14 protein-coding genes are annotated in these 13,689 nt (G+C 64.1%); 5 read left to right on the top strand and 9 right to left on the bottom strand.

What is annotated here, in order from left to right; all coding sequences use genetic code 11:
* Nucleotides 1-36 precede the first annotated feature (36 nt).
* Nucleotides 37-1,644: an NAD(P)/FAD-dependent oxidoreductase gene (locus tag ACF8E5_RS16670; RefSeq protein ID WP_078478109.1), complete on the top strand. Its 1,608-nt coding sequence runs from the start codon at nucleotides 37-39 to the stop codon at nucleotides 1,642-1,644.
* A 72-nt stretch (nucleotides 1,645-1,716) separates the two neighbouring features.
* On the opposite strand, the gene ACF8E5_RS16675 is transcribed toward ACF8E5_RS16670, so the two are convergent.
* On the bottom strand, nucleotides 1,717-2,181 hold the full coding sequence (locus tag ACF8E5_RS16675) for a glycine zipper 2TM domain-containing protein (protein ID WP_023535237.1): 465 nt from the start codon (nucleotides 2,179-2,181) through the stop codon (nucleotides 1,717-1,719).
* A 146-nt stretch (nucleotides 2,182-2,327) separates the two neighbouring features.
* Here ACF8E5_RS16675 and ACF8E5_RS16680 point away from each other — a divergent pair, with 146 nt between their 5' ends.
* Complete coding sequence (locus ACF8E5_RS16680) at nucleotides 2,328-2,561, top strand: hypothetical protein (protein WP_392475554.1); 234 nt, start codon at nucleotides 2,328-2,330, stop codon at nucleotides 2,559-2,561.
* Between the two features lie 38 nt (nucleotides 2,562-2,599).
* Here the strand turns inward: ACF8E5_RS16680 and pdxH are convergent, their stop codons facing one another.
* The 5 genes from pdxH to dinG all read right to left on the bottom strand — a co-directional run bounded on the left by pdxH (nucleotide 2,600) and on the right by dinG (nucleotide 10,067).
* A complete protein-coding gene (pdxH, locus tag ACF8E5_RS16685) occupies nucleotides 2,600-3,247 on the bottom strand; it encodes a pyridoxamine 5'-phosphate oxidase (protein WP_058606037.1) in 648 nt (215 codons plus the stop codon).
* A gap of 18 nt (nucleotides 3,248-3,265) precedes the next feature.
* Nucleotides 3,266-4,267, bottom strand: a complete 1,002-nt coding sequence (locus tag ACF8E5_RS16690) for an OmpA family protein (RefSeq protein WP_392475555.1) — start codon at nucleotides 4,265-4,267, stop codon at nucleotides 3,266-3,268.
* A 99-nt stretch (nucleotides 4,268-4,366) separates the two neighbouring features.
* Entirely contained in the window at nucleotides 4,367-5,512 is a 1,146-nt protein-coding gene (locus ACF8E5_RS16695) for a serine hydrolase domain-containing protein (protein WP_325943400.1), read from the bottom strand.
* A gap of 85 nt (nucleotides 5,513-5,597) precedes the next feature.
* A complete protein-coding gene (locus tag ACF8E5_RS16700; protein ID WP_392475556.1) occupies nucleotides 5,598-7,844 on the bottom strand; it encodes a beta-galactosidase in 2,247 nt (748 codons plus the stop codon).
* A 78-nt stretch (nucleotides 7,845-7,922) separates the two neighbouring features.
* The gene (gene dinG / locus ACF8E5_RS16705; RefSeq protein ID WP_392475557.1) at nucleotides 7,923-10,067 is read right to left on the bottom strand and encodes an ATP-dependent DNA helicase DinG; all 2,145 of its coding nucleotides are present in this window, start codon (nucleotides 10,065-10,067) and stop codon (nucleotides 7,923-7,925) included.
* A 98-nt stretch (nucleotides 10,068-10,165) separates the two neighbouring features.
* On the opposite strand from dinG, the gene ACF8E5_RS16710 reads away from it, so the two are divergent.
* Complete coding sequence (locus tag ACF8E5_RS16710) at nucleotides 10,166-10,630, top strand: CopD family protein (protein ID WP_058637966.1); 465 nt, start codon at nucleotides 10,166-10,168, stop codon at nucleotides 10,628-10,630.
* A 15-nt stretch (nucleotides 10,631-10,645) separates the two neighbouring features.
* On the opposite strand, the gene ACF8E5_RS16715 is transcribed toward ACF8E5_RS16710, so the two are convergent.
* From ACF8E5_RS16715 to ACF8E5_RS16725, 3 genes are all read right to left on the bottom strand, one after another.
* Entirely contained in the window at nucleotides 10,646-11,404 is a 759-nt protein-coding gene (locus ACF8E5_RS16715) for a hypothetical protein (protein ID WP_058637965.1), read from the bottom strand.
* Nucleotides 11,397-11,672, bottom strand: a complete 276-nt coding sequence (locus ACF8E5_RS16720) for a DUF1145 domain-containing protein (protein WP_392475558.1) — start codon at nucleotides 11,670-11,672, stop codon at nucleotides 11,397-11,399. The genes ACF8E5_RS16715 and ACF8E5_RS16720 overlap by 8 nt, the downstream gene beginning before the upstream one ends.
* Nucleotides 11,673-11,850: 178 nt before the next feature.
* Complete coding sequence (locus ACF8E5_RS16725) at nucleotides 11,851-12,555, bottom strand: OmpA family protein (protein WP_058637964.1); 705 nt, start codon at nucleotides 12,553-12,555, stop codon at nucleotides 11,851-11,853.
* A gap of 160 nt (nucleotides 12,556-12,715) precedes the next feature.
* Here ACF8E5_RS16725 and ACF8E5_RS16730 point away from each other — a divergent pair, with 160 nt between their 5' ends.
* Together ACF8E5_RS16730 and ACF8E5_RS16735 are read left to right on the top strand one after the other, a co-directional pair.
* Nucleotides 12,716-13,210, top strand: a complete 495-nt coding sequence (locus tag ACF8E5_RS16730; protein ID WP_196125935.1) for a DUF6231 family protein — start codon at nucleotides 12,716-12,718, stop codon at nucleotides 13,208-13,210.
* Between the two features lie 2 nt (nucleotides 13,211-13,212).
* The gene (locus tag ACF8E5_RS16735; RefSeq protein WP_196185223.1) at nucleotides 13,213-13,689 is read left to right on the top strand and encodes a YchJ family protein; all 477 of its coding nucleotides are present in this window, start codon (nucleotides 13,213-13,215) and stop codon (nucleotides 13,687-13,689) included.

Genomic DNA, 13,689 nt, shown 5'->3' on the forward strand with positions numbered 1-13,689 from the left:
CGCCGGCCGCCCATGGCCGGGATACTGGACCCTGCCATGCTACGAATCACCGAACTCAAGCTGCCCCTGGACCATCCCGATGAAGCACTGCGCGAGGCCATCGTCCAGCGCCTGGGCATCCGCGACGAGCAGCTGATCAGCTTCAACCTGTTCAAGCGCAGCTACGATGCGCGCAAGAAGAACACCGAACTGCTGTTCATCTACACCATCGACCTGCATGCCAGCAACGAAGAAGAGTTGCTGCGCAGGTTCGCCGACGACCATAACGTCGGGCCCGCGCCGGACGTGACCTACAAGTATGTCGCCCATGCTCCTGAGGGCCTGGGCGCAAGACCCATCGTGGTGGGCCTGGGCCCGTGCGGGATTTTCGCCGGTTTGCTGCTGGCGCAGATGGGCTTCAAGCCGATCATCCTCGAACGCGGCAAGGAAGTGCGCCAGCGCACCAAGGACACCTGGGGCCTGTGGCGCAAGAGCGTGCTCAACCCCGAGTCCAACGTGCAGTTCGGCGAAGGCGGCGCCGGGACATTCTCCGACGGCAAGCTGTACAGCCAGATCAAGGACCCGCAGCATCACGGCCGCAAGGTGTTGGAGGAGTTCGTCAAGGCCGGCGCGCCTGACGAGATCTTGTACATCAACAAGCCGCACATCGGCACCTTCCGCCTCACCGGCATGGTCGAGCAGATGCGCCAGGAAATGATCGCCCTGGGGGCCGAGGTTCGTTTCGAACAAAAGGTCACCGACCTGCTGATCGAAGAAGGTCAGGTTCAGGGCGTGGTGCTTGAAAGTGGGGAGCAGCTGCTTTCACGGCATGTAGTTCTGGCATTGGGCCATAGCGCCCGGGACACCTTCCGCATGTTGCATGCGCAGGGTGTGTACATGGAAGCCAAACCGTTTTCCGTCGGTTTCCGCATCGAGCACCCGCAATCGCTCATCGACAAGGCGCGCCTGGGCAAGTATGCAGGTCACCCCAAGCTGGGTGCGGCGGACTACAAGCTGGTGTATCACGCCAAGAACGGGCGGTCGGTCTACAGCTTCTGCATGTGCCCAGGCGGCACGGTAGTGGCCGCCACCAGTGAACCCGGCCGCGTCGTCACCAATGGCATGAGCCAGTACTCACGCAACGAACGCAATGCCAACTCCGGCATTGTCGTCGGCATCGACCCGGAACGGGACTACCCCGGCGGCCCACTGGCCGGCATCGAGTTGCAAGAGCGCCTGGAAGCGCACGCCTACGTCATGGGCGGGAGCAACTACCAGGCACCGGCGCAGCTGGTGGGCGATTTCGTGGCTGGCAAGCCTTCGACCGCACTGGGCAGTGTCGAGCCGTCCTATAAGCCTGGCGTGACCCTGGGCGACCTGGCGCCAAGCCTGCCGGCCTTCGCCATTGAGGCAATACGCGAGGCCTTGCCCGCCTTTGATCGGCAAATCAAGGGCTATAACCTGCATGACGCGGTGTTGACCGGGATCGAGACCCGCACCTCTTCGCCGCTTCGCATCACGCGGGGCGAAGATTTCCAGAGCCTGAACGTAAAGGGGCTGTTCCCTGCCGGCGAAGGGGCCGGTTATGCAGGTGGCATTCTGTCTGCAGGGGTTGATGGCATTCGGGTTGCTGAAGCGGTGGCCAAGGCCATGCTGGCCCAGTAACAAGCCCTGAAATGCTGGTACAAAAAACCCGACCAGGCCAGAAGCCTGATCGGGTTTTTTTTAGGGCGTTGATCAGTGCGAGACGCGGCTGGTGCCATCGACCGTCATGATGCGCACACGGTCGCCCACTCGGAAAATCTCGTTTTCCTGCACGGACTGCACATAGGCGCGCATGCTGCCGTCGTCTTCGCGCACCGTGATCTCCACACCCTGGGTACGGGTGATACCCTCTTCGGCGGCCGAACCGGCCAGGCCACCGGCAACGGCACCAATCACGGCAGCGACGATGCTGCCACGCCCGCCACCGACGGCGCTGCCCGCCAGGCCACCCACTACGGCACCAGCGCCTCCGCCAATCGGCGTCTTGGTACCTTCGATCTTCACAGGGCGCAGCGATTCGATGGTGCCCATGCGCACGGTTTGCACACGGCGGGCCTCATCGCGCGAATAGCTGTCGCCGCTCAAGTTTGACGCACAGCCACCGAGTAGCAGCGCGGTGGCTGTGAAGGTCGCAACCAGCAAAGCGGATTTACGCATGGGTAGAATCTCCATAAGTCAGGTACTCATTAGACGCTGCACATTGACGGCTGTCACGGTACTCACTGCATAAAATTGCTTTCATTCAGCCAGCGTACAGCCAACGCGGTCAGGCAGGGCGCTTACCCATCAGACCAAGGATAACCATGGATTACTTCATCGTCGTGGTCGCCACCCTCGCCGGGTTGGGTTTCCACGTCTGGCTGTACGTGCGCATGCGGCGATGGATGGACCGTGACCTGGCGCTGTCACTGGCAGGTGGCGACCCGCACAAGCAGGCGTACATGCTGCAGCGGTTGCAACATGCGCGTCAGTCGAAGATGGGGCGCAAGGCACTGGCTCAGTGGCTTGCGCAGGAGGCGGCGGCGTATTCGCGCTGAAGAACAGAGCCGATGGGGCTATCTCGTAGCCCCGTGTATCAAGGCGCGAGACGCTCGCGATGCCAGCCTTGGGCCGCCTTGCGGTAGTTCAGGCGGTCATGCAGGCGACTGGCGCGCCCTTGCCAGAACTCGATGCGCTCTGGCAGCAGGCGATAGCCACCCCAATGCTCGGGGCAATGAGGCTGGGTGTCGGAGAAACGCGCCTCGGTCGCCTTGACCAAGGTTTCGAGCGCCTCGCGCCCAGCGATCACCTGGCTCTGGGGCGATGCCCAGGCGCCCAGGCGGCTGCCCAACGGCCTGACCTGGTAGTAATCGTCCGATTCCTTGGCCGAGACCTTCTCGACACGGCCCTCGATACGCACTTGCCGTTCGAGCGCCGGCCAGAAAAAGGTCATGGCGGCGAACGGGTTGGCCTGCAGCTGCCTACCCTTGGCGCTGTCGTAGTTGGTGAAGAACGTGAAGCCCTGCTCGTCCAGCCCCTTGAGCAACAGCACACGGCAGTGCGGTCGCCCATCGGCGTCCACCGTGGCCAGGGTCATGGCGTTAGCTTCCACCGGCGCCTGCTCTGTTTGCACGGCATCGCCGAACCATTGGTGAAACAAGGCGAACGGCTCGGCCGGGGCCTGAGCCTCGGTCAGGCCGTCGCGGGTGTAATCGCGGCGCATATCGGCCAGGGATTGGGTCATTGCTGCGTTCCTTGACGATCAGTTGGTCTTCGCAGGGCTGTTGGCAGCTACCTTCTTGTCAGTGGCAGCTTTCTTGGCGGCAGGTTTGGCGGCCGCCGCTTTTTTGGTCGCCGTCTTGGTCGGGGACTTGGCTTTGGCGGCAGGCTTCTTGGCAGCGGTTTTGCCGGCTGGCTTGGCTGCAGCTTTGCTTGGCTGGGCCTTGGCGGCTGTAGCCTTGGTCACAGGTGCCTTGGCATCCTGCACGGCTACCATGGCAGCCGGCGACGGCGTTGGCGTGGCCTGTTGATACTTGCTCAGCAGCGCGACCATGGTGTTCTGTGGGGTCAGCAGCATTTCCACGCGGCGGTTCAGCGCACGGCCTTCGGCACTGTCGTTGGCGGCGCGAGGCATCACCGAGCCCATGCCCTTGAGGATCAGGCGATCACGTTGCAACCCGCTCAGGCGGAAGATGGCCGATACCGAGGCAGCCCGCTCAAGGCTCAGCTTCTGGTTGGCAGCCACCACGCCACTGGTGTCGGCGTGGCCCAGCACCAGCACGGCCGTCTTGGGGTCGCCTTCGACCGTCTTGGCCACGCGGGTGATGGGGCCCAGGGTGACGGGCAACAACATGTTCGGACGGTCAGGGTTGTACGCGCCGTCTACTGGCAAGGTGACTGCCAGCACGTTGTCGCGCCGCTCGAGCTCCAGCTTGCTGTCCTTGATGGCCTCGCGCAGCTTGGGTTCGTACTCGTCCAACCAGGCCTGGGTGGCCTGTTGGTCGATCTTCGGCACCACCGGCCCTTGGGCCTGCTTCTGCTCACCGCCAAACGGCCACCACCAGCGGCTGCTGCTTTCGGATTTGGCGTCGGCCTGGGCGACCTTTTCCGTGACTGCTGCCTTCACTTCCTGTTCGGCGACCTTGTCCGAGCCGAATGGCCACCAGCTTGAACTGGCGCTCTTGGCAGAACCCTCGGGATGGCTGGCGCAGCCGGTGACAGCGGTCAGGCACAGGGCGAGTGCTAAGGTTTTATGTGAAGACATCAGCGATACACCATGAATTAGAAAGAAATTTTGCCCACACTCTTGAGGCGTCGGCATTGAGGATAGTCAAAGAGGCTGGGCAATACCCGCACTAACCGATCAAAGGCATTGCCCAAGTACGCGCACCAGTTTCTGGGCGCGAGGGTCCATCAGCACGTAGGGGCCCAAGGTATTGACGACAAAGCCAAAAGCCACATCTCGCTCCGGATCTGCAAACCCGACCGAGCCCCCGGCACCGGGGTGACCGAAGGCGCGAGCGCCCAAGCCGAAGGTTGCATTGGCCACATCAGGCTGGTCGAGCATGCAGCCCAGCCCGAAGCGCGTCTGGGTCAGCAAGGTCCGGTCCTGGCCCAGGCTGTGTTGGCGAGTGAACACCTCCAGCAGTTCCGACTCCAGCAGGCTGCCTTCGAGCAGGCCTGCATAGAACCCAGCCAGGCTGCGGGCATTGCCATGGCCATTGGCTGCGGGTTGCTGCATGCGCCGCCACTCAGGTTTGTTGGTACTGGTCAGAATGGCGGGTGGGTTGGTAAACGCCCTTGTAGACAGCGCCTCGGGCTCACGCAGCGTCACCTGCAGCAGGCGCTGGGCAGCAGCGTCACCAGGGTTGCCCTTGCCGCGTGCAATATGGGCCACCCGATGAAACTCCTCGTCGGCCAGCCCCACATGGAAGTCCAACCCCAGCGGCCGCGCCGTACGCGCCACGATGGAGTCGCCTGGGCCGCGCCCATCTGCGCGACGAATCAACTCACCGATCAGCCAACCAAAGGTGATAGCGGCGTAGCCGTGCTCGCTACCCGGTGTCCACCACGGTGTTTGCGCGGCCAGGGCATCGACCATTGCCTGCCAGTCGTAAAGGGCCTCGGCTGGCAGCAGCTCGCGAATCGCAGGCAGACCGGCACGGTGGCTGAGCAATTGTCGTAGCGTGATAGCCGCTTTGCCCGCCTGACCGAACTCAGGCCAATAACGCGCCACCGGGGCATCCAGTTCGAGTTTGCCCTCGCCCACCAGTTGCAAGGCGGTGACGGCGGCAAAGGGTTTGGTGCAGGAAAACAGGTTGGCGATGGTGTCGCTGTGCCAGGGCTGCTGGCCATCCTTGTCGGCGGTGCCCGCCCACAAGTCCACTACCGTTTCACCGCCCACCTGAATGCACAGCGCAGCCCCGCGTTCCTGGGGATCATCGAACAGCGCCGCGAAGGCTTCGCGCACTGCTTCGAATTTCAGCTCAAAATGACCCTGAATCTGCACCCTGTGTTCTCCATGCGGCATGTTGGCAAAAGGGCCTGCATTGTTTCAGTAGTTCGGCCTTTTGCCTACAGGCGCCCATCGCTCGTCACGGCGACGCTGGCGCTTGGCTGTGCGCGCGCAACTGGTCCATTGCTTCGAGATTGCTCTTGCGCACGGCCTGGACGAAGCCTGGGTAGGCGATGTCGGTGATGGCGACCAAACCCAGGTGCCCGTTCTCTGCGTCCAGCAATCGGCCGCTGGCAGGCTGGTCAAGGTACTGGAACCAATGGGCGCCGACGATCGTGGGCTGGGCGAGCGCCGCCTTGAGGAAGTTGCCATAGGCAGGCCCGCGGTCTTCCTCGCGTGCGACCTCCACCGGCCCCGGCCAGAACGGCCCGCGATCGCGCGAGCCGAATTGGAACTCGGACACCAGCACCGGCTTGTCCAGCTCCGCCAGGCGCGCGAAGTCATAGCCGTCCTGAGGCTTGAGGGTATAGAAATTGAAGCTGAGCACATCGCAGAACTCGGCGCAGGCCTTGACCGCTTCGGGCGTACTCACGGCAAACCGCCCACCCAGCAAGAGGTGATTCGGCGCATGCCACTTGAGCGAGTCGGAGAGGGTCTTGAAATAGGTCTGGGCGAACACCTGCTGGAAATACTGGTAGTCGCGTTCGATTTCCGGGTGTTCCGGGCTGGGCAGTGGGGCCTCGAAACCGGGGTCTTCCATCAACTCCCAAGCCGACAGCTCGATGCCCCAGGCCTTGGACAAGCCTTCCTGATTTCGGTACTTGTCACGCAGCTGCTTGAGGAATGCGCGCTTGGCCGGTACGTCGGTGGTCAGGCGCAAGGTACCGTAGGCCAGCCCATAGCGCGCTTTCGGGTCATCGCCCGGGGCCGCCCAGGCCAGCTCGTTGTCGGCAAAATAACCAATCAGCCAAGGGTCATCGCGGTGGTCGCGGGCGGCGATAGCCACGGCCCGTTCGGTGGCCATCGCAAAGCGTGGGTCGAAGGGATCGGGCATGCGGCCCCACCAGTCCATGCCGGTGCTGATGCTCGCGTAATCGCCCACGATGGACAGCGGCAAGGTGTAAGGCACGCGCTGGTGCTCGCCCAAGGCCGCATCGCTCCAGTTGCCCAATGTGTTGAAGCCCCAGGCCTGCAGCCGGTCGAGCGTATGGCGCTGCCAGCGGGCGCTGTCCAACTTGGCAGGAGGGCAATTGGCCGGCTGCGCTGGCGCCTGCGGGTCGGCCCCCTGGCACGGTGCTCCGTAGGTGCGTTCGAGATTGGCGGCATAGAAGTCGAACCACTGCCCCTTCTTGAAGGCGCGCCCCTGGGACGAGGCATTGCCGTCATCGTTATTGCCCTGGCCATAGAAGGCGGACAAGAGCTCGCCCTGTTGCGGCAGCGCCTTGAACATCCCCTCGCGCCCCGCCACATACGTGCGCCCGCCATCTGCGGCCACGGCATTGACGCCCAGGGAATAGAACGGGTGCCCCAGCGGCGTCACCAGGTACCAGCGCCCCTCGCGTTTTTCGGTGCGGAAGAACCCGGTAGCCTCGAAGGGCGTGCCTGCCGTCACGCCGCCATAGGTGTCCAGCGGCTGCTTTTCACGCTCGGCCAACCACCCCTTGATCTGCTGCTGTTCACGCCCGGCGCTCGCCTTGAGCTGCTCATCACTGGTTACTTTCTCAGGCCAGGTGCTGCGCGTGAACTGGCCGTAGGCGTCGATGAGTTCGCGGTAGGCCGCCTGCCACGTCTGGTCGTCATCCTGGATACCCACGCGCTCGATCAGCAGGCTCTGGGCTGCCTTTGGACCAGGGATGCTCAGGCTGACCGCCGCGACCTGTGCCAGGTCCACCGCGCCCGTGCTGCTGCCGAGTAGCACGCGCTGGCCGCCGAAGCTCCACGGCATGGGCGGGCCTGCACGCAGCCCTTGCTGCAGGGGCGAACGCGCTGTCAACGGCACCATCACCGTTTGCGCAGGCCCTGCCGGCAAGTCGATACGGCTGGTCAGCGTACGGCCGTCATTGCCCTGCACCGTCACATCCAAGGTCAGCGCCCAGGCCATCGCGTTTTGCAGGCGCAGGGTCAGGAAGCGGCCGCTAGACCAGTCCCAGGTGCCGCTTTGCGGGCTCATGCGCAAGGTCGGACGCTCGGCGGCGTTGAACACCACGCGTCGCAACACCTCGCCCTGGGCGGTCTGCTCGGCGTTGTACTGGGGCATGCCGGCATCCACGGTTGCGACATTGACCACCGAGGCCGGGCGCACGAAGCTGAACAACGTCTGCTGCCCCGCCAGCAACGGCGGACTCAACAGCAGGGCGATGACAGCGGGCAAGGTACGGCGAACCATAGGGCGGGGTCTCTCCTTCAGGGCCCTCATGGCCCACGACTGAGGTTGGACAACGTGCCGGCGCAAGCGCTCCGGCCGTCAGGAAATCTCCCGCCGAAATGGCGGCAGCGCATTGAGAATAGCCTTGCCGTAGCGCTGGGTGACCAGGCGCCGGTCCAGCAAGGTGATGACACCGCGGTCCTGCTCGGTGCGCAACAGTCGGCCACATGCCTGGATCAGGCGCAACGAGGCATCAGGCACGGCAATTTCCATGAACGGATTGCCGCCTCGCGCTTCGATCCACTCTGCCAAGGCCGCCTCGACAGGGTCGTCAGGCACGGCGAACGGGATCTTGGCGATGACCACGTGCTCGCAATAGGCCCCCGGCAAGTCGACGCCCTCGGCGAAGCTGGCCAGGCCGAACAGCACGCTGTGCTGGCCGTCGTCGACGCGGGCCTTGTGCTTGTTCAGGGTTTCCTGCTTGGACAAGTTGCCCTGGATCAGCACCAGCTTGCGCCAGTCCCGGTCCAGGCCATCGAACACGTCCTGCATCTGCTTGCGTGACGAGAACAACACCAGCGCGCCGCGGGCCTCTTCGACGATGCCCGGCAACTCGCGAATGATGGCCGCGGTGTGGCCGGCGGCGTCACGGGGGTCGGCCTTGAGGTCGGGCACCCGCAGCAGGCCTGCATCACCGTGCACGAACGGGCTGGGCACCACGCAGGAAACCGCATCGCGGGGCAACCCCGAACGCATGCGGAAGCGGTCGAACTTGCCCAGCGCAGTCAGGGTCGCAGAAGTGACCAATGCGCCGTGTGCCACGTTCCACAAGCTGCGCCGCAGCATCTCGGCCGCCAAAATGGGGCTGGCATTGACCTCGATATCGAACAGTGCCCCACTCTCGGCCAAGGTCAGCCAGCGGGCCATGGGCGGACTGTCCTCGGGGTCTTCGGCGGTGAACGCCGTCCACAATTCCCAGTTGCCCTGGGCACGGGTCTGCAGGCTACCGAACAGCGGGTACCACTCCTCGGCCTGGTGGCTGGCGATGCCAATGCTGACCTCGCCGCCCATGCCTTCCTTGAGCAGGTCGGCCAGGCGGGTGAACACATCGTTCAGACGGGCAAAGCCTTTTTTCAGCTCGACGCCGACCTCGCGGATTTCATCGGGCACCACGCCACCTGGAAAACGGTAGCGGGGGCGTTCACGCCCTTCGTTGTCTTCGCCTGGACGAAAATCGGCCACCTGCTCGCAGAGCGTGAACATGAACTGCTGCTGGGTGCGGATTTCGCGGGCAAGCTCGGGCACCTGTTCGATCAGCTTGCCCAGATCGCCCGGCAGGGGGTGCTGGGCCAGCAGCTTGGTCAGGTTCTTGGCGGTTTGCTCTAGCCAGTCGGCCGTCGAACGCAACCGTGAATAATGGGCGAAGTGGCCGATGGCTTTGTCTGGCAGGTGATGCCCTTCGTCGAACACGTACATGGTGTCCCGGGGGGCCGGGAGCACCGCACCGCCGCCCAGCGCCAGGTCGGCCAGAACCATGTCGTGGTTGGTGACGATTACGTCTACCTTGCCCATGCCTTCACGGGCCTTGTAGAACACGCACTGCTGGAAATTGGGACAGTGGCGGCCGGTGCATTGGCTGTGGTCGGTGGTCAGCCGTGCCCAGTCCTCGTCTTCGAGGCTGTCTGGCCAACTGTCGCGATCACCGTCCCAACGGTTGCCGGCCAGCTTTTCGATCATGCTGTTGAACAGCTTCAGGCTGCGCTCGTCCACGTCGATGCGAAAACCTTCTTCCTCCAGCAACTGCGCCTGGGAGGTCTGGGCGTGGCCTTCCTGGACCAGGATGTCGAGCTTGGACAGGCACAGGTAGCGGCCCCGCCCCTTGGCCAGGGCAAAGCTGAAATTCAGCCCGCTGTTGCGCATCAGGTCAGGCAGGTCCTTGAAGACGATCTGCTCCTGCAGCGCCACGGTCGCAGTGGCGATGACCAGACGCTTGCCTGCCGCCTTGGCCGCCGGAATGGCCGCCAGGCTATAGGCAACCGTCTTGCCGGTACCGGTGCCCGCCTCCACCGCCACGACGGCGGGCTCGCCGGCACGGCGGCCTTCGTCGTCGCAGGGAATGTCCCCGAGGACCTTGGCTACCTCGGCGATCATCAGGCGCTGGCCGTAACGCGGCTTGAGGCTCTTGGCTTCGAGAAATCGCGTATAGGCGCCCTGGATGGTGGCTTTGAGTTCAGTGCTGATCATGGTGTGCAGGCGCCCGAAGGGCTGGATATATTTTCAGTATCGCGCATAGGGCGGCTATCATACCCCGCTCACGCTGTTTATGCCGCATGGAGATCCGGATGACTGCCTTTGCCCTGCCCTACACCCTGCACGTTCTGGCCGCCCTGGTCTGGGTGGGGGGCATGTTCTTCGCCTGGATGGTGCTGCGCCCGGCAACGGTTGCAGCGCTGGACGGGCCTGCCAGGCTACGGTTATGGGTGGAAGTTTTCCGACGCTTCTTCGGCTGGATCTGGGTGGCCGTGGCGATTTTGGCGATAAGCGGCGTGGGCATGATCCACCTGCGCTTCAATGGCTTTGAAACCGCGCCGCGGTACGTCCAGGTGATGATCGGGGGCGGTATCGTCATGTTCGCCCTGTTCATGCGTATCCAGGCGTTGCTGCTTGCGCAAATGAAAACGGCGGTCCAGGCCGAGGATTGGCCGGGGGCAGCGGCCGTGCTGGGGCGCATCCGCCGGATGGTGGGGGTGAACCTGCTGCTGGGCCTGGCCGTGGTCGCCGTGGCCAGTGCCCGCCTGATGTTCTGAGCGTACCCGCAGCGTTCAGAGTCGCTGCAGGATCAGCTCGCCAGCAGCCCCGGCAAGGCCTGGCTGACCCGGTTGCCCGGCGCGGCCACTGTGGCCCGGCGAGGTGCGGTAGACCAGGCAACCCTTGCTCGCACCGCCCTTGCCCGCCTTGCCTGCGGCACCAGGCTTACCCGGCGCGCCCCCGTCAAGGCGCACCCTGATGCGATCGGCCGGGAAAGCCTCGGGTACGCTCAGGCGAATTCGACCACCCGGCGCACCGTCGTGGCCATTGCCGCCATCATCCCCGTTGAAACCACGGCTGGCACGACCCCAGGTGCAGCCACCGGCCTGGCCGTTGGCGCCATCGAGCCCGGCGAACCCTGGCGCACCCGCGCCACCGCGGGCATCGATGGACAGTTGTTCGCCCTCTAGCTGGGCAAGCTTGAGGTCAAGCCCGCGCCCTGAACGCGCGGCACGTTCATAGGTCCCAGGCGCGCCCGGCGCACTGAACTCACTGCCAGCACCCAGGCTGGCACTGGCGGCCTCGATCAGGAGCGGGGTATCGGCCGGTGCCACGGCGATACGGGCATCACGGCCCAGCTCCAGCCGATCGACCGTCAGCGAGGCGAGCGTGGCGGGAAGCAGCAAGGTGGCATCGTCTGCCACCCTGAGCTGCTCCAGGTGCACCTCGGCCGACTTGGTTGGCAGGCGCAGCATGGAATTGGCGGGTACTTCCAGGTTCTGTGCCTGCGCAAGCGGCGCGGCCAGCAGGGCGAACAACATCAGATTACGCATTTCGTGGCGCCTCTTGCGCGCGGGGGATGGACATGATGTGGAAAATGCCCGTCAACAGGATCCGCAGACGGTCGAACCAGCGATGGCTACGGCCGCGCAGACTGGCATTGAACACCAGCATTTCGAGCAGGTGCAGCAGCGCCAACATCAAGCCCGTGGCGTTGATCAACAGGTTCAACGGCACAGGTTGCGGCACCATCTGGTTGTACAGCACTACGCCCCAGAAGACTATGGTCAGGAGCTTGCCCAGGCTCAAGATGAATTTCATGCTCTGCCCCACCGTATGGCGTACTGCCGGGATGGCCAACGCGACCGTTTCACAGTAACTGCTCGGTCGGGAACCGCGCCAGCGCATATCCTGCTTGGCAAGGTCTAGTCCTCCGGCCATTACCGCCCAAGGCGATTGCAGAGCGCCCGCGCTGTAACGGTGCGCGGGCGCCATTGCCTCACCGTTGGATCTTGATTTCCGTACGACGGTTCATGGCACGCCCCTCGGCGGTGGCGTTGTCGGCCACAGGTTGGGATTCGCCAGCCCCGACCACAGACACGAAGCTGTTGCGCGGGATGCCGCTTTCAACCAGATAGTCGGTGACCGAATGGGCACGGCGCTCGGAGAGTTTCTGGTTGTAGCTGTCGGCGCCTACGCTGTCGGTGTGGCCGCTCACGCTCAAGCGGGCCGAAGGCGCTTCCTGCTTCAGGCGTGTAGCGATGGTATTAAGGCGCTGCTTGTCGGCGGCGGTCAGCCGTGCAGAGTCGAATTCGAAATGCACGTCGCGGATGACAATCACCTCTTCTTTCTCGACCACCACTTCTTCGACGACAACAGCCTCGGCCTGCGGCGCAGGCGGCGGGCAACCGTTGGCATCGACCTGTACGCCTCGCGGTGTCCCTGGGCACTTGTCGCGGCTGTCCGGTACACCATCGCCGTCTTCGTCACCATCCCCATGGGCCCAGCAATACCCCGCCGCAAGGCCGCCCCCGAGCAGCGCACCCCAGCCTGCCCAACTCGAGCTTTCGATAGCGCCAAGTGCCGCGCCGCCCACACCGCCGACCGCCGCACATTTGGGCCAGTCGGTCTTTTGCAAACCCGCGCAACCAGTCAACACACTGGTGAGCAGAACCAGGGGTACAGCTGTGCGTACTATGCTCATTTCATAGCCTCTTTATAGGGGGAATCGGCATCGTGGCCGATCAGGGCAGTAAAGACGCTGCTTGCTCAGCCTGCCAGCCATTTGCCATGACCGCATGCCACGGCCCTATGCCGACAGGCGCTGGCCCGATAGTCTTGGCTGAACTTGATGAGGACTGGCAATGACCGACGGTTTTTCCCAACGCACGCCACAGCAGGCGCTCGCCGCCTTGCTCGAGCGCGTGACCCCGCACCGCCTGTTGCTGGTGGGCACGCGGTTCCCGGCACTCGACGCCTTCCTGCTGGCCCACCCTCAGGCGAGCCTGGCGAGCACGCCGCCGGGCCCATTGCCGGCTGAACTGGCAGCCCAGCGCTTCGACCTGGCGCTTCTGGTCGATTGCCTGGAGCACCTGCCCAAGCGCAACGGGTTGGAACTGCTTGGTGGCATCCGCAATCTCAACGCCAGTCGAGTCGCAGTGCTGGCCGACCTGACGGCCTGCGGCTGGCAGGACACGGACTTCTTCGCCCTGGCCCTGTCGGCCAGCGAGAAGTTTCAGCGCGACCAGCAGGTGTTAAGCCTGTTCACCTATGATCTACATGACTACAAGCAGGTCCCTGACTGGCTGAACGCGCGGTTCTGGGCCAACCCTGAAAACTTCGGCAAATACTGGTGGTGATGATGAGTGTTTCGGTCTGCCCATGTGGCAGTGGCAACTTGCTCGACGCCTGCTGCGGGCATTACCACGCCGGCACGCCGGCACCGGATGCCCAGGCGCTGATGCGCTCACGTTACAGCGCCTATGTGCTGGGGCTGGTCGATTACTTGGTGGCGACCACCATGCCAGCCCAGCAGGCGGGCTTGGATCGCGCCGCCATGGCCGCCTGGAGTGCCCAGAGCACCTGGCTGGGCTTGGAGGTGGAGGACACCGAGCTGATCGGTGGCCAGCCCGAGCACGGCTTCGTGACCTTCACTGCCCGCTGGCATGACCAGGACGGCGATCATCAGCACCGCGAACGCTCGGCCTTCGTGCAGCACGAAGGGCGCTGGTATTTCATCGACCCCACCGTGGGCCTGAACGCCACGCGCAATGATCCCTGCCCTTGCCAAAGCGGGCAGAAATTCAAGAAATGCTGCGCCAGCTATGTGGGTGGCTGA

Origin of the sequence: Pseudomonas sp. WSY_20 (assembly GCF_043104335.1) — a bacterium.
In the GTDB taxonomy this organism is placed as follows: Bacteria; Pseudomonadota; Gammaproteobacteria; order Pseudomonadales; family Pseudomonadaceae; genus Aquipseudomonas; species Aquipseudomonas parafulva_B.